The organism is Gammaproteobacteria bacterium (assembly GCA_029862005.1).
Taxonomy (GTDB): domain Bacteria; phylum Pseudomonadota; class Gammaproteobacteria.
In genome coordinates, this window is sequence record JAOTYD010000009.1 from 1 (window position 1) to 18594 (window position 18594).

Annotated in this window: 15 protein-coding genes; 3 read left to right on the top strand and 12 right to left on the bottom strand. The window is 53.8% G+C overall.

Annotated features, from left to right (window positions below; translation table 11 throughout):
- Positions 1-193, bottom strand: a 193-nt coding sequence (locus tag OES20_07985; GenBank protein MDH3634631.1) for an aromatic ring-hydroxylating dioxygenase subunit alpha, incomplete at its 3' end; no start/stop codon positions are given.
- A gap of 18 nt (positions 194-211) precedes the next feature.
- Positions 212-1243, bottom strand: coding sequence for a glycine betaine/L-proline ABC transporter ATP-binding protein (locus OES20_07990; GenBank protein ID MDH3634632.1), 1032 nt, complete (start codon positions 1241-1243; stop codon positions 212-214).
- Positions 1244-1377: 134 nt separating this feature from the next.
- Between OES20_07990 and OES20_07995 the strand changes: the two genes are divergently transcribed.
- From OES20_07995 to OES20_08005, 3 genes are all read left to right on the top strand, one after another.
- Positions 1378-3510, top strand: coding sequence for an ABC transporter permease subunit (locus tag OES20_07995; protein ID MDH3634633.1), 2133 nt, complete (start codon positions 1378-1380; stop codon positions 3508-3510).
- Between the two features lie 112 nt (positions 3511-3622).
- Entirely contained in the window at positions 3623-4552 is a 930-nt protein-coding gene (locus tag OES20_08000) for a hypothetical protein (protein ID MDH3634634.1), read from the top strand.
- Between the two features lie 82 nt (positions 4553-4634).
- On the top strand, positions 4635-6065 hold the full coding sequence (locus OES20_08005; GenBank protein MDH3634635.1) for a sulfatase-like hydrolase/transferase: 1431 nt from the start codon (positions 4635-4637) through the stop codon (positions 6063-6065).
- Between the two features lie 2 nt (positions 6066-6067).
- Here OES20_08005 and OES20_08010 read toward each other — a convergent pair whose 3' ends face one another.
- The 10 genes from OES20_08010 to OES20_08055 all read right to left on the bottom strand — a co-directional run bounded on the left by OES20_08010 (position 6068) and on the right by OES20_08055 (position 18523).
- Positions 6068-7006 carry a hypothetical protein gene (locus OES20_08010; GenBank protein ID MDH3634636.1) on the bottom strand — a complete coding sequence of 313 codons (939 nt, stop codon included), beginning with the start codon at positions 7004-7006 and terminating at the stop codon, positions 6068-6070.
- A 15-nt stretch (positions 7007-7021) separates the two neighbouring features.
- Positions 7022-8665, bottom strand: coding sequence for an ABC transporter ATP-binding protein (locus OES20_08015; GenBank protein ID MDH3634637.1), 1644 nt, complete (start codon positions 8663-8665; stop codon positions 7022-7024).
- Positions 8666-8688: 23 nt separating this feature from the next.
- Positions 8689-9678, bottom strand: coding sequence for an ABC transporter permease (locus OES20_08020; GenBank protein ID MDH3634638.1), 990 nt, complete (start codon positions 9676-9678; stop codon positions 8689-8691).
- On the bottom strand, positions 9675-10658 hold the full coding sequence (locus OES20_08025) for an ABC transporter permease (GenBank protein ID MDH3634639.1): 984 nt from the start codon (positions 10656-10658) through the stop codon (positions 9675-9677). The genes OES20_08020 and OES20_08025 overlap by 4 nt, the downstream gene beginning before the upstream one ends.
- Positions 10659-10768: 110 nt before the next feature.
- Complete coding sequence (locus OES20_08030; GenBank protein ID MDH3634640.1) at positions 10769-12373, bottom strand: ABC transporter substrate-binding protein; 1605 nt, start codon at positions 12371-12373, stop codon at positions 10769-10771.
- Positions 12374-12590: 217 nt separating this feature from the next.
- A complete protein-coding gene (locus tag OES20_08035) occupies positions 12591-12974 on the bottom strand; it encodes a DUF3461 family protein (protein MDH3634641.1) in 384 nt (127 codons plus the stop codon).
- A gap of 21 nt (positions 12975-12995) precedes the next feature.
- On the bottom strand, positions 12996-14891 hold the full coding sequence (locus tag OES20_08040) for an ABC transporter ATP-binding protein (protein MDH3634642.1): 1896 nt from the start codon (positions 14889-14891) through the stop codon (positions 12996-12998).
- 21 nt (positions 14892-14912) lie between these two features.
- Positions 14913-15836, bottom strand: coding sequence for an ABC transporter permease (locus OES20_08045; protein ID MDH3634643.1), 924 nt, complete (start codon positions 15834-15836; stop codon positions 14913-14915).
- A 15-nt stretch (positions 15837-15851) separates the two neighbouring features.
- Positions 15852-16802, bottom strand: coding sequence for an ABC transporter permease (locus tag OES20_08050; protein ID MDH3634644.1), 951 nt, complete (start codon positions 16800-16802; stop codon positions 15852-15854).
- 92 nt (positions 16803-16894) lie between these two features.
- The gene (locus tag OES20_08055) at positions 16895-18523 is read right to left on the bottom strand and encodes an ABC transporter substrate-binding protein (protein MDH3634645.1); all 1629 of its coding nucleotides are present in this window, start codon (positions 18521-18523) and stop codon (positions 16895-16897) included.
- Between the last annotated feature and the right edge of the window lie 71 nt (positions 18524-18594).

The window sequence follows — 18594 nt, forward strand, 5'->3', positions numbered from 1 at the left end:
AGATACTAAGCGTTATATAGTCTCCCGAATTCGGCAAGCTGCTCTGGTGAGCAACATATTGCCAGGTTCGGTAGAATATCTTTTGTTTCTCGAGTTCGAAGATTTCTGCGGAAAGATAGTACTCGGAGGGTAGGGTAAATGATGTCTCGGCATCTTGCGTTAACGGTTTATGCAGGGGAGGTAATGCCGACATTCTGCTTTAGCCCGGTGCTCAGGAACGACTGTCCATCGCTTTCAGAATCATCGCCTGGTCGATTTCACCGACGATCCTGTCTTCGTCATTAACCACCGCGAGTGGGCCTTCGGTCTGGATGATAAGGTCGATTAATGAGTCGAGCTTGGCGCCCTCGTTGACACGTTGCGCGCCATTGTTCCTGATCGCATCGGAGGCATCACGCATGATCTTGCCGACGCTCAATACCTTGTAGCGTGGCACATCCTCGGTGAATTCGCGCACATAGTCATCGACCGGGTTAGCGACGATTTCTTCAGGTGTGCCGATTTGCACCACGACGCCGTCTTTCATGATCGCGATGTGATCTCCCATTTTAATCGCTTCGAGAAAATCATGCGTGATGAAGATCATGGTCTTGCGCACTTCGGCCTGGATTTTGATGAGCTCGTCCTGCATTTCGCGACGTATCAACGGATCAAGTGCGCTGAAGGGTTCGTCAAAGATCAGGATCTCGGGATCTACTGCCATCGCACGGGCCAGCCCGACTCGTTGTTGCATCCCGCCGGAGAGTTCACGCGGGTAATGATCGGCCCAACCGTGAAGGCCGACCTTTTCCAGCACTTCCAGCGCTTTGGCTTTGCGTTCCTTTTTATCCATGCCGCGAATTTCGAGGCCGAAGGAAATATTGTCGATAACCTTGCGATGCGGGAACAGGCCGAAATGCTGGAACACCATGCTCATGCGAAAGCGGCGTAGTTCGGTGAGCTGGGTGCCGTTATAACCCATGATGTCTTCGCCGTCGATGATCATTTCCCCGGCGGTGGGTTCGATTAATCTTGAAATACAGCGCACTAAAGTCGACTTGCCGCTGCCCGACAAGCCCATGACGACGAAGGTTTCGCCTTTGTTGATTTCAAAAGAAACGTCATTAACGCCGATCACATGTCCGGTTTGCTCCTGTACCTCGGCGCGCGACAAAGATCGGTCGAGGTTCTCCAGTGTCCGTTCGGGGTAGGTTCCGAATATCTTCCAGATATTTTTACAGACGATTTGAGGTGCTTCGGACATTGTAATACTCGTTATCAGCCGATATTTCCGGCTATCTTAGCCTAACGCCGAACGAGCTGTAAACCAGCCGTACCGCTATTGCAGGTGTCGTTGATCGAGGATAAGCTAACACGAATCTGACGGGACGGGGATGTATGGGCGCGGTATTAGAAGAACGGGCACGCTCGGGCTGGTGGAGCGATATCTGGGAAGAACACCGCAGCTGGGTAGTCACTTTTGCGCTGCTTACGGTTTCTCTGGTGATCTGGAAAATTCACGGTGGCGAAACCATATTCCCGAAGAGCTGGATCGAGTCATTTCCGTTCGCCCAACAAACTGACGCCTTCAAAGACAAGTTTTTTCCTGTTATTCAACCATCGACGCGCGTGGTCGCCGCCGGTGTCGTCTGGTTTTACGAGTTGATGGTCGATTTTCTGACCTTTACCCAGTGGCAGGTAGTATTCGTTATCCTGGTGTTACCGGCATTTGCCTATGGTGGTTTGCGCCTGGGCCTGCTCGGTATCATCGCAGTCGGATCATGGTTGGTGCTGGACTTCTGGGACGAATCGATGGAAACCCTGAGCCTGATGTGTATTTCGATCCTGATAGCGATCGTCAGCGGAGTGCTGCTGGGTGTTATGGCGTCGCAAAGCGATCGTTTCGAGGCATTCATCAAACCGATTCTCGATACCATGCAGACGCTACCCGCCTTTGTCTACCTGATCCCGGCATTTTACCTGTTCGGTATCGGCGCGCCCGGCGCGATTCTCGCAACCGTAATTTACGCACTGCCGCCGGTCGTTCGCCTGACCAATCTGGGTATTCGCCAGGTCCCGGCCGGGATCGACGAAGCCGCGACATCTTTCGGTGCGACCCGGGTGCAATCGCTTATCAAGGTCAAGATTCCACTCGCGATGCCGTCAATTAAACTGGGTGTCAACCAGACCGTGATGATGGCACTGGCGCTGGTTGTACTGGCGACTTTCATCGGTTCGCCGGGGCTGGGAGATATCGTGTTCCAGGGGCTGCAACGTCTCAATGTCGGCAAGGCGCTCGAAGGGGGACTCGCGATCGTGCTGATGGCGATCATCCTCGATCGCGTGACCTACGCGATGGGACACATCGAACAAACCAGGGGCAGCCAGCACGATCATGTATTTCGGTTGTTTCCACAGGGACTGGAGAATATCAAGCCGATACTGTACATCGAATACGGCATCGACTGGATATGGCATCGAATAGCCCAGGTTGGGAATTTGGTCGCGCTGACCATTACCTCGCTGGTATGCAGGCTGGTTGCAATCTACGATTCGGATTTTGCCGGCAAGGTACGTGACATCATGCTGGCGCGCAGTTTCCTGATCGCGAGCCTGGTGTTGATCGCGGTTTTGATGCTGCTCGACGCCTACACCGACCTGTTTGGTAAATTCCCGCGCGAGTGGGAATATCGTTTCCGCACCCCGGTCAACCAGTACATGGATGAATTGATCACCAACGATCTGTTTTACGCGATTACGCAGGGAATCAAGGAAACGCTGTGGTATGGATTGATCAATCCGCTGAATAGCTTTTTGAAAGGTTTGCCCTGGTGGTACACCAGCCTGGTGTTCGTCGTGGGCGCCTACTTATTCAGCGGCCGCGGACTGGCTATCGCGACTTTGCTGGGACTGCTGTTTATCGGTGCCACCGACCTGTGGTTGTTCGGCATGATAACGCTGTCAACCGTTCTCGTCTCGGTACTGATTTGTTTTATATTTGGCGTGCCGCTGGGAATTTTATCGGCTTACAGTAAAACCACCGATACCATTCTCAAACCGATACTCGATACGATGCAAACGATGCCGGTGTTCGTCTACCTGGTACCGGTCGTCATGTTTTTCCAGGGTGGGCAGGTGTCGGCGGTGATCGCTACCGTGATCTATGCGCTACCGCCTATTGTACGCTGCACCACGCTGGGTATTCGCGAGTTGCCCGAGCAGATCGACGAGGTTTCGAATTCGTTCGGTGCCTCGACGGTACAGACCCTGGTCAAGGTCAAGATTCCAATGGCGATTCCGGCGGTTATGCTCGGTATCAACCAGGGCATCATGATGGCGCTGGCGATGGAGGTCGTTACCCCGTTGATCGGCGGCAAGGGGCTTGGCCTGGCCGTGTTCGACGGTATGAACATGGCGAGCATAGGCCTTTCGCTGCAGGCCGGTATCGGGATTGTACTGCTCGCGATTATTCTCGACCGTATGTCACAGGCCTGGACCAAAACCCAGCGCGAGGCAATGGGATTGACCTGATTAATGGCAAGAATTTAGCGACTCGACAACTGCATTGACAGTCAGTATTATCGATCCAACCCGTCCTAACTGGCGGAAAAAATTACAATATCCGAAGAGAGGAGAAGTTAAAATGTCAATAAAACTAAAAGCCGCGTTGGCGTCTGTAATACTGATGCTTGGCGTCGGTTCGATTCCTTCCGTGGAGGCAGCCAAGCGCCTTACCGTACCCGATCCGGACTGGACTGGTGGTGTAATCACCTGTCGCACCATTCAATATGTGTTGGAAAACGAGTTGGATTACAAGGTCAAGACTGTAGCCATTCCTCAAGGACCTGGCGTTTGGGAGGGGATTCGCGCAGGGGACCTGTTTTACAACTGTGAAACCTGGCCTTCCTACAATCCCACCAAGGAAAAGTACCTCAGTGAATATGGTGGTGATGGATCGGTAACTATCATTGCAGATACTGGCATCATCGGCGAGACGGCCTATTGGGTACCGCGTTACATGATCGAAGGAGATAGTGCACGCGGGATTCCCGCATCGGCTCCGGATCTAAAATCGTTCAAGAACCTGAACAAGTATAAGCACATGTTCAAGAGCCTGGAATCAGGCGACCGGGGTAACCTGATCGGCTGCCCGGTCTCCGCCTGGGCCTGTGAAGATCAAAAACGAATGGATGATCTGGGTGTTGATTTTTACGCGCAGGCGCTCGGCTCGGAAACAGCCCACTGGGCCGAAATGCTTGCCAAGTACAAGCGCGGTGAACCCTTCATAGCCTATGCCTGGGCGCCCCATTGGATACATGCGGCCCTGGACCTGGTTGAAGTGGAGCTGCCGCCGGAAGCTGCCTGGCCAGATGATATTACCTTTAAATACGCCAATCCGGATCTGATGAAAGAACATCCCGAAGCAGTTGAAGTAATCAAAAAGCATCGCCTGACCAATGCTCAGCAGGCGGGCATGATTTATGAAATCGATGTCAAGAAACGCGATGTTGACGAAGTTGTCGAAGAGTGGATGGAAGCCAACGAAGCCATCTGGCGTAAGTGGCTGCCGTAGGCTGGTTCTCAATCGAGTGCAATCAGGCTCCCGCGGGAGCCTGATTTGTTTGTGGCCTGGTTAATTTAATCCACGAAACGAAATGAGTGGCAGCAATGTAATCGTTTTTATGTCGGATGAGCATACCTGTTCGGTCATGGGTGCCTATGGGAACCAGCTCGTGCATACCCCGACACTAGATAAACTCGCTAAAGGCGGAGCGCGTTTCGACAACGCCTATACACCGTCGCCGATCTGTATCTCGGCGCGCGCCAGCTTCGCCACGGGAACCCAGGTGTTCGAGCATCGCTGCTGGTCATCGGCCGAACCCTATTACGGTCAGCAGCAAAGCTGGATGCATCGTTTGCGCGATCGAGGGCACGAGGTTGTCTCGATTGGCAAGCTACATTATCGTTCCGCGGCTGACGACGTTGGTTTCAGCGCGCAAATTTTGCCGATGTACCTGGCCAACAACGGTGCCGGTTGGCCACAGGGTTTACAACGTAAACCGATGGGAAGTTTCCCGGATTCAGTCGAAATGGCCGCGATTCTGGGGCCTGGCGAAACCAGTTATACGAAGTATGATCGCGACATCACCGCAGCCGCGGTTAACTGGCTTGAACAGCGCCGGGATTCTGATTCCAGGCCGTGGGTACTGTTCGTGTCCTTCATCTGTCCGCATTTTCCACTGTCAGCGCCACGGGAATTCTATGATCTGTACCAGGATGTAGACTTGCCGCAACCCTATGATCGCAACCCGTCTACACAATTGAAGCACCCGGTAATCGACCAGATGCGCTGCTTCTGGGATTATGCTGACCACTTTGATCGTGACAGTGAAAAAATTGGGCTTAAGAATTACTATGCGCTGTGTAGTTTTCTTGACGATAATATCGCACAGGTATTGTCCGCGCTGGACAGTTCAGGGCAGGCTGCCAACACGCAGATAATTTATACCAGCGACCATGGTGACATGACTGGCAATCATGGTATCTGGGGCAAATGCTACATGTACGAGGATTCGGTTGGCATTCCGATGACATTAAGTGGACCCGGTATCGAGTCCTCGGTAAACCCGACGCCAGTTTCGTTAACCGATCTGGCGGCAACAATCGAACATGCGGTTCATGGAGAGGTGCATGCTGCGGAAAATAGCTGGTGCAGCAGGCCCTTGCAGGGGTTTGTCAATCATCCGGAACCCGAGCGTCCGATTCTGAGTGAATATCACGATGGTGGCAGCCCCTGCGGCATTTTCATGCTGCGGCAAGGGCGCTGGAAGTACGTGTATTTTTCCGAGGGATATCCATCACTGCTATTCGATATGGAAAATGATCCCCGCGAATTGGTTAACCTCGCCGACGATGTGACACTTACCGGCAAGCTTGCCAAATTGGATCAGTTGCTATTTCAGATTCTCGACCCGGAGGAGGTTAATCGGCAAGCCTTTGCCGATCAGGAAATAATGATCGAGACACTTGGCGGTATGGATGCAATTCTGGCGTTGCCGAGTTTTAATCACACGCCGATCGGTTGAGGCTACAATCTTTTTAGCTCGCCGATTGCAATACCCTGTTCACCGGCGATCGCATAAAGCAGGTATATTTTACCATCTTCCTCAAAGATCGCTGGATCACGAAGTTGATTAACACGTTGTTTGACGGCTCCATATTCAGATGCGCGCGGTATCATGTCGGCTCCTTCCCAGGACTTTTGTGCGCGATGGATTTCACAGGTCTCACTTAATTTCCACTGTTGCCAGTCGGCTTCCATATCCAGCCTGGACAGCAGTATGCGTTCGGGGGAGTCGCCAACCCGGCTCCAGAGTACATACCAGTCATTTCCGTGTTGCAGCAATGCGTGATGGCGAATGGATTCCTGCGTCAATCGGGGACCTGTTTCAAACTCACCCAACCCGTCGCGCGAACGATAGAGTTGTCCGGGCATGGCAATCGCGTAGAACCAGTCAGCATGAAAGAAGATCCTGAAATAGGGTGAACCTATTATTTCCATTCGGGCTGCAAAATTAAGCCCGTCCCGAGACAGCGCGACCCGGCTGCGTTGTCTGCCATCCTCCAGGCGACCATGGTAGTAGAGTCGAATTTGCTCGGTCTGGTGATCAACCCAGACATCGGGCGAGGCGATGTGGGGATAGTTGCCATCGGTGCCGCGTGCCATGTAATCACGCGCTTCCTGGTGCAGTTGTGCATCAGCAGGGGTCTGGCTTGCAAACAGGCTACGTTCGATCTCGAGAGGCGCTGGCGTTATCATTTGCCAGGGACCGACGAGGTCATCGCTGGCGGCAAGCCGAATCGAGCGGCCCTCGTGGTGGGCAAAGTAGAGCAGGTATTTAGCCGGCGGATCGGGTAACCATTCGGGTGCCGCGATCAACGAGGGTCCGTTAACGTTGCCTTCGAGCTCGGGATGATCGTCGACACTGATAATCGGACCATCATGGAGGTAATCGAAGTAAAACATTACCAGGGCGTAATGTTACGCAGTGGCGGAGCCCTCGCGCGCACGCTCATCGAGCAGGCCGGTCAGCCAGTCCGGATCCATTTCCGGTACCGAGGATAACAGCAGCTTGGTGTAATCAGGGTAGGGCGGCGACAGGATTTCACTTTTCATACCCTGCTCGACGACGCGACCTTCAAGCATGACGACGATTTGGTCCGAGATCGCCTTAACCGTCGCAATGTCGTGAGTTATAAAGATATAGGTCAGATTGAGCTCTTTCTGCAGGCGCAGTAACAATTCGAGAATACCCTTTTGCACGATCTGGTCGAGTGCCGAGGTTACCTCGTCGCAAATGATGAGTTCCGGATCGGCTGCGAGTGCCCGCGCGATACAGATGCGTTGTTTCTGTCCCCCGGAAAGTTCGGCCGGCAGGCGCTCGATAAAGGTTTCGTCGAGTTCAATCATTTCGATCAGTTCAAGCAGGCGTCGGTCACGTTCCTTACCGCGCAATCCCAGGTAAAACTCGAGCGGTCTACCGATGATATCGCGTACCGTATGGCGTGGATTCATCGCGGTATCGGCCATCTGGTAGATCATCTGGATTTTCTGTAACTGGTCGACACTACGTTCCTTGAGTGTGGGCGGCAAGGCTTTGCCATTGAACAGGATCTGGCCTTTTGACGGTGGTAGTAATCCGGTGATCGCGCGCGCCGCCGTTGACTTGCCGGAACCGGACTCGCCCACGATAGCGACCGTATGTCCACGAGGCACTTCGATGGTTACATCATCGAGTACCTTGGCACTTCCAGTGTAGCTGGCATCGACGTGATCAACCTTTAGAATAACGTCTGCCGATTCTTCTTCAGGCTTTTCGATCGAACGTACCGACCACAGTGATTTCGTGTATTCTTTTTTGGGCTGGGACAGCATTGTGCGGGTATCGGAATCCTCGATCGTTTCGCCATAACGTAACACCTTGATGACGTCGGCCATTTGCGCAACCACGGCAAGGTCATGGGTGATGTAAATTGCCGCGGTATTGTATTGCTCGACAATTCTGCGCATCGAAGCCAGTACCTCAACCTGCGTGGTTACGTCTAGCGCAGTCGTCGGCTCATCAAATATTATGAGATCAGGACGAGGAGACATCGCCATCGCAGTCATGACACGCTGCAGCTGGCCACCGGATACCTGGTGCGGGTAACGATCGCCAATAGAATCTGGATTCGGTAACTGCAGATCGCGATAAAGCTGGCGGGCATCCCTTTTAGCCTCGTCCTCCGGTTTTATTCCCTTGCGCACTGTAGATTCGACGGTTTGTTCAATCAGTTGGTGGGCCGGATTGAACGACGCTGCCGCGGATTGTGCGACATAGGCAATCCGGGAACCCCGCAATGCGCGCCTCTCTTCTGCCGTGGCTTTCATCAGGTCGATATCGTCGAACATTATGCTGCCACTGGTAATGCGACAACCCGGTCGCGCAAAACCCATCGCCGCCAGTCCCAGGGTAGATTTTCCGGCACCGGATTCACCGATTAAACCCATGACTTCACCGCGCCGCAGGGTGATGTCGACGCCCTTGATGATTTCATGCCAGCGATCGTCGCTGTAGCCATCGATAACGATATCCTTCATTTCCAGCAGGATATCGCCTTTCTTTCCCCTTGATTGATCACTCATAGCTGTTTTCTCTACGTGACGGCTCAGTCCTTCAGACCACTGGATTTATGCAGGAACCAGTCGACCACGAAGTTGACTGCGACGGTCAGCAGGGCAATCGCGGCGGCCGGTAACATCGGGGTCATCGCGGCGGTTATGTCGTACTCCGCAAACTGGATCAGGCCCGCGGTTTCACGCACCATCGAACCCCAGTCGGCTGTGGGTGGTTGAATACCCACACCGAGAAAAGATAGCGCCGCGATCGTCAGGAACACGAAACAGAAGCGCAAGCCGAATTCAGCCACCAGTGGCGGCATGATATTGGGCAGGATTTCCCGGTACAGGATCCAGAACAACTTTTCGCCGCGAAGCCTGGCGGCTTCGACGTAATCCATGACCACCACGTTCAGCGACACCGCGCGCGCGATGCGGAAAACCCGGGTGGAGTCGAGAACCGCGATAATAATAATCAGGTTAAGCGTGTTAGCGCCAAACATCGACAGCAGGATCAATGCGAAAATCAGGCTCGGAATCGCCATCAGGACATCGACCGAGCGGCTCAGCAGGTTATCGAGCCAGCCATTATTATTGATTGCCGCGGTAATCCCGAGACCGCCGCCGATGATGAAGGCAAACAGTGTTGTTACAAATGCGATCCCGACCGTGTTACGTGCTCCATAAATCAGGCGGGATAGAATGTCGCGACCGAGTTGATCGGTGCCGAACATGAATTCTTCACCCCACGGGGCATACGACAAATCGAAGATTTCGGCTTCGCCATGGGGCGCCAGCAACGGCGCAAACAGCGCGAAGAATACGTAGATCGTAATTACCGACAGGCCAAACAATGCCGTGGGTGGTGCGGATTTCAGGCCTCGCCAGACGTTTTCAAGAAATGTGCGCCGCGCCTTGATCAGGCCGACTTCACCGGCGGCAGAATATCCCTGGTCGGCCAGTTCCGCGGGGGCGTGTCCCAATCCCTGGTCGGCAAGTTCGGCCTCGTTACTGGGGGTGATATCGTCGTCGGTTTTCATCGTGGGTGTAACAGCCGCGGATTGGTTATGATTGAAATAATGTCAGCGAACAGGTTGAGCAGGATGTAAGTCGCGGCGAAGATCATTGCGCAGCCCTGAACCACCGGTACGTCGCGTGTCGTCACCGCATCGACCATGAGCTGACCAACGCCGGGATAAACGAAAACCACTTCGACAACGACCACGCCAACCACGAGGTAAGCCAGGTTGAATGCGATGACCGTGACAATTGGCGCCCAGGCATTGGGTAAGGCGTGGCGCAGGATTATCTCAGATTTACTGGCGCCCTTGAGATCGGCCATTTCAATGTAGGGACTCGCCATCAGGTTGATGATCGCGGCGCGCGTCATGCGCATCATGTGCGCCACGATAACCAGGGTCAAGGTTAATGCCGGGAGAAAGGTCAGGTAAACCCGTTCCCAGAATTCTGCCTCGGCGCCAATATTGGCTAGCGATGGGAACAGCTTGGTAAATGATGACAAGAACAAAATCAGCAAATATGCCACGAAAAATTCCGGAAATGATATAGTGGTCAACGTCATCGCGTTAACCATGCGATCGTAAATTGAATTGCGGTAAAGCGCCGCGGTTATGCCGAGGAACAGGGCCAGGGGTACCGAAATTATTGCCGCCATTGAGGCAAGAAACAGCGTGTTGGCGAGCCGCGGTGCCAGTAACTCGATAACCGGGCGGGAGCGGTCGGCGCCTCCCGAAGAACCCCGGCCGGAGAACGAATTGCCCATGTCGCCAGTCAATATTCCACCCAGCCAGTCGAAATAACGTTCATGTATGGGTAGGTCAAGCCCCAGTTCCTTGCGAAATGCGGCAACGGTTTCAGGCAGTGCCGCCTGTCCGAGCACGGCTTCGCCGAAATCGCCGGGTAAAAATTCGATGGAACTGAACAGAATCAGCGACACCACAAAAAGCGTGACCAGGCCCAGGCCAAGTCGTTGCAGTATGGTGCGAATTACTGGATGCACGGTGATTCCCCTCCAACGAACCAGTCTATTCAATTCCCCGTGAATAGCGGCCAAAATCTAATTATTGTAAAAAGGTAATGGGCCGCAGCCCATTACCCTTGTCTTTACTTTTAGACGAACCACCAACGTTCGGCGTTCTTGTTGCCATCGAATTCCCAGTTACCTGCAACCTTATCGGGATGACCGATCTTCTTGCTGACCGCGTGGATATTGTTGGCAAACATCGGCACCAGGGAGCCGCCGTCGTCGTTAACAATGACCTGGCATTCGTAGTACATTGCGCGACGCTTGCTGGTATCGAGTTCGGAGCGAGCCGCTACTACCAGTTTGTTGAACTTGTCAGCCGCAGGAGTGTCTTTCCATGCGGTGTCGTTCCATTTACTTTCCGCGACATACGCTGCGGTAAACATCCAGTCCTCGGTCGGCCGACCACCCCAGTAGCAGGCGCACCAGGCTTTCTTGTTCCAGACATTGGACCAGTAGCCGTCCTTGGGTTCACGCACGACATTGACATCTATTCCAGAGGCGGCAGCTGAGTCCTTGATCAACAGAGCGGCATCAACCGCACCGGAGAAAGCAGCCTCCGAGGTGCTGAGATCGAGTTTGACGCCTTCCATACCGGCTTTCTTCAGGTGAAATTTGGCCTTGTCGGGATTGTACATGCGCTGTGGCATTTCGCTGTTGTGATATGGATTTGCAGTCGAGATCGGGTGATCGTTACCCATGGCGCCATGCCCGAGCAGTATTTTCTTCACCAGTGCCTCGCGATCGACCGACAGTTTTACTGCCATGCGTAGGTCATAGTTGTCAAACGGTGGCTGGTCGAGGCGCATCGGAAAGGTGTAATGCAGGGTGCCCGTAACTTCGAGGATCTTGAGGCTGGGGTTGCGGCCGAGCAAGTGTACGGTCTTGGGATCGACCCGGTTAATAGCGTGGACTTCCTGGTTCATCACCGCACTTTGACGCGAGGTAGTATCGATCAGTGCAATGGTTTCGACCTCGTCGAAATGGGCACGACCCGTCTTGAAGTAATTGGGATTGCGCTTGAAGGTTGCGCGCACACCCGGCTCGAAGCGATCGATGATGTAGCCGCCGGTTCCAAAACCGGCCTGCCAGTCCATTTCGCCCTTGAAATCGGGGAATATTGCGAAGTGGTAGTCGCTGAGAATAAACGGAAAATCGGCATTGCCGGCGCTGAGCTTAAAGGTGATTTCCATCGGTCCGGTTTTCTTCATATCCACCACTGGCTCTAGCAGTGACTTACCCGCTGATTTCGTATCCTCGCCACGGTGATGATTCATTGACGCAATTACGTCTTCCGGCGTTAATGATTTCCCGTTATGGAACTCGACACCCTGACGCAGCTTGATGATCCAGGTTTTAGCATCCGTGCTGGCTTCGAAGCTTTCTGCCAGTTCGGGTGCGATCTGTCCTTCGTTATCGACTTCGAACAGATGATTGGCGTAGGTGTAAACCACATTTTGCATGAAGCCGTTTTCATGGGTACCGGGATCCAGCGTATCGGTGGTTGATCCATGTGCTGTACCCTGGACAAATCTTCCGCCTTTCTTCGGCATGGCTGCGTGCACGGATTGTGATAGCAGCGTCGCAGCAAACGGTGCGGCCAGACCCAGGGCGCTCGCGCGCTTGATAAATTCGCGCCGATCGAGTTTTCCCTCTTTCGCCGCTTTTTCGAGATCTTTGATGTCCGCCATTGGTCTATTTCCTCAAGATTTAATTGTGATAATTACCAGGTAATATTTTTTGTCCTGATATGACGCCTGTTACTTGCTTATATGTAGAGCGCCGTCGTGAGGTTGTTTTAACATGAATCAGGTAACAATATCAATTTTTAACCAGCAGTTGAGCCTGCCAGAAACGGTGATATCCCCTTACCGTGCAAAGGTTTCCGGGGTTTAACGGCAATCGGGTCTAGAGCTTGTCGAGCAGCGAATTGATGTATTGCGTGCGCAACGCGATATCTTCCTCCAGGTGCTTGATTTCTTCCCTGATCATCGCCGCCAGGTCCACTCCCTTGCCCCGGGCAGTCTTCAACGCTTCGAGCTCATGCAGGGCTTCCCGAAACGCCGGCGAGCTTTCAAACAGCGTTTCGGTCTGCCGGGTACCGCTATCGACCAGCACCGATTTCTTGATCTGCGGAAACTTGTAGCGTCGACTGACCGGCAGCAACGAACCCTTCTTGCGGTCGTAGGTAACATGCAGGATATCGGTGCGTCCCACCGTGTAAATCGCAAATTTTTCGATTTCCTCAGGATGTTTAATTCCCATTTCGGTCAGTTTTGGATAGTCACTCATGTCATGTTAATCCTGTGTTGGTTATGGGACGTGGACCTGCGGATCTTCCTGGCCCAGCTTTTCGTAACCCAGCAGTATTTTCTGCGCTTCGGCTTCGGCCTCCTGCAACTGTTCGAGTGTCAGGTGGCAGGAAATCTGGTGACCTTTTTCAAGCTCCAGCGTTGGCGGCGTCTTCACTTCACAGGTACCGTCGATGGCGAGTGGACAGCGATTGTAGAATGGACAACCTTTCGCGGTAATTTCGACGCCCCGTGCTATACCCACCGCCATCTCCCGTTTCTTCATCGTGTCCTCGAGCCAGCCGATGCGCAGTTCCGGTACCGAGCTGATCAGCAGGCGCGTATACGGGTGGAACGGTGGTTCCAGCACTTCGTCGGTGGGCCCTTGTTCGACCACCCGTCCGGCATAGAGTACGACTATTTCATCGGCAAACGAGGCCACCGTGGATAGGTCGTGACTGATAAAAACAAAGGATACCCCGGTCTTGTCACGCAGCGCCGTCAGTAACTTGATGACATTGGCGCCAACGATGCTATCGAGTGCCGATGTCACTTCGTCACAGAGCATGACTTCAGGATTTGCCGCGAGTGAGCGTGCCATGTTGATACGCTGTTTCTGGCCGCCGGAGAGTTCCATCGGGTAGCGGCTTGCGAATGCTGCCGGTAATTCGACCATTTCCAGGATCTCGGCAACCTTGGCATGTTTTTCCTTGCCTTTGAGCCCATGATAGAACTCGAGTGGTCGACCGATAATATTACCGATCAGCTGTTTTGGATTGAGCGCGGTATCGGCCATCTGGAACACGAATTGAACTTTCTGCAATTCAGATAACTTGCGATCGTGCAAATCACCTTCGAGTTTTTTACCGTCGAGAATGATGTCGCCGCGGGCTGGCGGTAACATTCCGGCCATGACACGGGCCAGAGTTGATTTACCACAGCCCGACTCGCCGATGACGCCGACCACGTGGCCATTCCTGACGCTGACATTGATATCCTTCAGGATCGGAATCACGGGCTCGCCATCGACGATACCGCCATAGCCTGCGGTCATATCCTTGACCTCGATATTGTCGATATCGCGGTGGTGCTCATGCGTTAATTCGACGCCCATACCAGCCTCCGGTTTGGGTCGCACCGCTTCCATCAGGCGCTTGGTATAGGCGTGTGTCGGATGGTTAATAATTTGATCAGCAGATCCCTGTTCCATGATTTCGCCGCTGTAGAGCACGACGATGTGGTCCGCAACCTGGGCTACGACCGCCAGGTCGTGGGTAACGTAAACCGCGGCCGAGTTTTCTTCGCGAATTACTTTCTTGAAGGCTTTCAGGACTTCGATTTGCGTGGTTACATCGAGCGCCGTGGTGGGTTCGTCGAGCACCATCAGGTCGGGTTTGCCGCACAGCGCCATGGCCGCCATCAAGCGTTGCAATTGACCACCGGACACCTGGTGCGGATAACGGAATCCAATGCGGTCGGCATCGGGCAGTTCCAGTGCATGGTACAACTCGATTGCACGATCGTTAGCCTGTGCCTGGGTCAGGCGACCATGCAATACCGCCGCCTCGGTGACCTGTTCGTTGATCGTGATTGCCGGGTTGAAGGTTGCCGCCGCGCTTTGTGCGAGGTAGGCAACGTTACCGCCGCGCAATTCGCGTTGTGCCAGCGGCGGCATGGTCAAGACATCTTTGCCGAACAACTGGCATTCGCCCCCGGCAAAATGCAGCCCAGGTTTGGTATAGGCCAGCGTCGCTAACGATATTGTTGTCTTGCCCGAACCGGATTCGCCGATCAGGGCAACCACTTCACCCTTGTGGATATCGAAACTGACACCCTTGACGATCGGAACTTCCTCGCCATCATCATTGGTGGCGCTGATCCTGAGGTTTTTTACTTCGAATAGTTTTTCCCGGTTCATATTAAATTTTGCTCCATCGTGCTACACCATTTTCTTCGCGAGGCTGCCACCGGACTTGGCGGAAATGTCATCGACGATCAGGTTGATCGCGATGGTGAAGGACGCGATTGCGACCGCTGGCCAGATTGCCGCGTAGGAGCCGTAGGTCAGGCCCTGCAGGTTTTCGCGCACCATGCTGCCCCAGTCGGAAGCCGGTGGCTGCACGCCCAGCCCGAGGAAACTCAGGCTCGAAATGAACAGCACCACGAATACGAGGCGTAAGCCGAAATCAGTCGCCAATGGCATTGCCGCATTCGGTAATACTTCGGCCCTGATAATCCACCAGATACCTTCGCCGCGGGTGGCCGCGGCTTCGACATAATCCTGCACCATGATGTCCTGCCCGAGCGCACGTGCAATACGGAATACGCTGGTGGCATAAATCACCGCCGCGGTGCCGATTAGAATGGGGATCGACGAGCCGAGCGCGGCGATTACGATCAAGCCCAGCATGATCGTCGGCAACGCGAGTATCGCATCGTTCACCCGGCTGATCCCCATGTCGATCCAGCCGCCCTTGACCGCGGCGAGGATGCCGAGCGTTATCCCCATCAGGTAAGCGAGCAGGGTCGCCGCCAGCGAAATGCCGATGGTGTTGCGCGCACCGAAAAGTATGCGTGACAGGGTGTCGCGGCTGAGATAATCGGTACCCAGGTAGAAGTAACCGTACTCGCCCTGGCCGGCCGGCAGGAAGCTGTCATCGCCGTCCATGTCCATTTCATGAAAGGGTGCAATACTCGGTCCGATAACACAGATCACCAGCCAGAATACAACTACCCCGACCGAGACCCATCCAACCCATGACAGCCTGAATTTACGTTTTGGCGGCGCATCGGGTAATTCGGCAAACGAGTCCAGTTCCGCGAGAACTTCTTCTTCTTTTTTGCTAGCTGTTTGTTCAGTCATTTTTATGTCCCCCAACTATTTCGGGTTGCGCAAGCGCGGATTGGAAAGTATCGATCCGACATCGGCAATCAGGATCAACACTACGTAGGTGGCGCAGAAAATCATCGCGCAGGCCTGCACCAGCGGCAGATCGCGCGTCTGCACCCCATCGATCATTAATTTCGCGAGACCGGGATAGGCGAAGATGGTTTCGACGATGACCACGCCACTCACCAAGTAGGCCAGATTCAACGCAATGACGTTTATGATCGGTCCGATCGCATTAAAGAAAGCGTGGCGCAGGATAATGCGGCCACGCGGTACACCCTTGAGGATGGCCATTTCGATATAGGGGGAACTCATGACATTGAGAATACCGGCGCGGGTCATGCGGATCATTTGCGCGGAGACCACGATCACGAGGGTGATCAGTGGCATCGCCAGCGCCTTCATCAGCTCGAGGAAGCTTTCTTCGCCGGTCATGTAGGCAGTGGAGGGCAGCCAGTGCAATTCGACCGCGAGGACTAATACCGCTACCGTGGCGATGAAAAACTCGGGTACCGAGATCAGGCTCAGGGTGCCAAAGGTGACGATGCGGTCGAGCCAGGTACCCGGATGCATCGCGGCCCACAGGCCGAGTGCGATCGAGATAGGGATCGATATTACCGCTACCCATCCGGCCATCATCATGGTATTGCCCAGACGCCCGCCGATCAGGCTTGATATGGTTGCGCCCCCGGCCTTGGAGATGCCCAGGTCGCCGGTCATCATGTTGCCAAGCCAGGAAAAGTAACGCACGTAGCCGGGTTGATCAAGACCGAGTTGGGCGCGCAGTGCTGCCAGTGTTTCCGGCGTCGCACTTTGCCCGAGAACGATTTGTGCTACGTCCCCGGGTAATATGCTGGTGGCAATAAATACGATAATGGAAACCACGATTAAGGTAGCGAAACCGATGCCAATTCGCTGCATGACCATTCGCGTCATCATTGGATACTTCCCCCGTTATAATTCTTTTACAACGAAAAAGGCCTGTATAAATTCATTTATACAGGCCCTGTTCGTACTGTTTTGACTACTACTTACGCGAGCCAGATAAATTCAGGCCATTCGCAGGCACCTAATTGCCCCAGCGGTACCGTGGGCATTCCCATGACGTTATCAGCGATACCGTCGTTGATGTTGGAGAATGCAGGAATAACCATACCGCTACCTTCGTGGATCAGGGTTTGCATTTCACAGTACAAGTCGTGACGTTTGACCGGATCCGTTTCCGCTAGAGACAGGGCTAATAGCTCGCCCATGCGCTCATTGTTCCAGAAGGTGTCGTTCCAGGCAGCACCCGGGCCAAACTGAATCCCCATTTGCGAATTCGCGGTTGGACGCATGTTCCAGGATACTACGTTGAGCGGTTCTTTCATCCAGACTGCACCCCAATAGCCGTCGGTCGGCACTTTTTTCAGTTTCAGATCGAAGCCGATCTTGGCGCAGTTGGCCTGCGCAGTCAGGCAGGCATCTTCGATACCGCCCATCACCGGGGCCACGAAGAGTTCGGCAGAGCTATATCCGGACTTCTTGAAATGAAACTTGGCTTTATCGGGATCGTATTGGCGTTGTGGCAATTCATGGCAAAAATCCTTACCGTGCGCAATCGAAACTGGTGTGTCATTACCGAGCGTTCCCTTGCCCTTGAGAATACGTTTGACGATGCGCTCGCGATCCTGGATGTACTTCATGCCCAGGACAAAATCATCGTTGCTACCGGGTTCGGTATTCTTCAGGCAACAGATTCCCATTTGCAACGCAGCTGGAGTCGACAGCAGGGTGACGTTTTTCGCGCTTTCTACCTGGCGGAATGCATTGGGTTCAATCTGGGTGACTAACTGCATATCGCCCGAAATCAGTGCGTTGACGCGTGCCACCGGATCGGTGATCGCGGTAATTTCACAGGCATCGAGATGCGCGCCCTCACGCCAGTAATTTTTGTTGCGGACATGCACCGATTTCACACCGGGCTGGAATGATTCCATGACAAAAGGCCCGGTACCGATACCGTCGCCGGTGCTGCCATTCTGCACGATCTTGGTCTGGAACAGGCCGAGCAGGGTCGGCAGGTCGGCATTGGGTGATTCAAGGATCGCCTTGACTTCCATCGGCCCGGTTTTCTTCCATTCCTTAACCGATGCCAGCACCGCCTTGATGACCGAGGTCGAATCTTCACCCTGGTGGCGCTTCATCGTGTAGACGACATCATCGGCGGTCAGTTTTTTGCCATCGTGGAATGTAACGCCGCTACGAATCTTGAAGGTCCACTCGGTCGCATTGCCGTTCGGCTCGAACGATTCCGCCAGTTCGGGCTGCGGGCTAAGGTCATTTGCATGCTGGATCAGGCTGTTATAGGTTGCGCGACCACGGGTGTAATCGATGGTCGAGGTAAACAGCGTGGGATCGAGTTGATCGTCGGGTCCGTGCAGATTGGACGACATGCGCACCGAGCCGCCTTTTTTCGGGGTTGCTGCAATTGCTGCTTTGCCGTCGAATAACAGATGCTCGGCTGCAACCAGCGAGACGCCGGTAACCATGGCCAACTTCATTGCGTCGCGTCGGGTAACGGTACCGCTACCACCCTTCACCATTTTATCGACTAGATCCTGATCGGCCTGGGTCAAATCTCTGAAATTCAGTTCAGATTTGGGTTTATCGTCTTTCATTTTTACTCCTCGGGTTGGGTATCTCTCTTTATATTGCTGTTGTCTTAATGAACGCAACCTTAATTCAGATA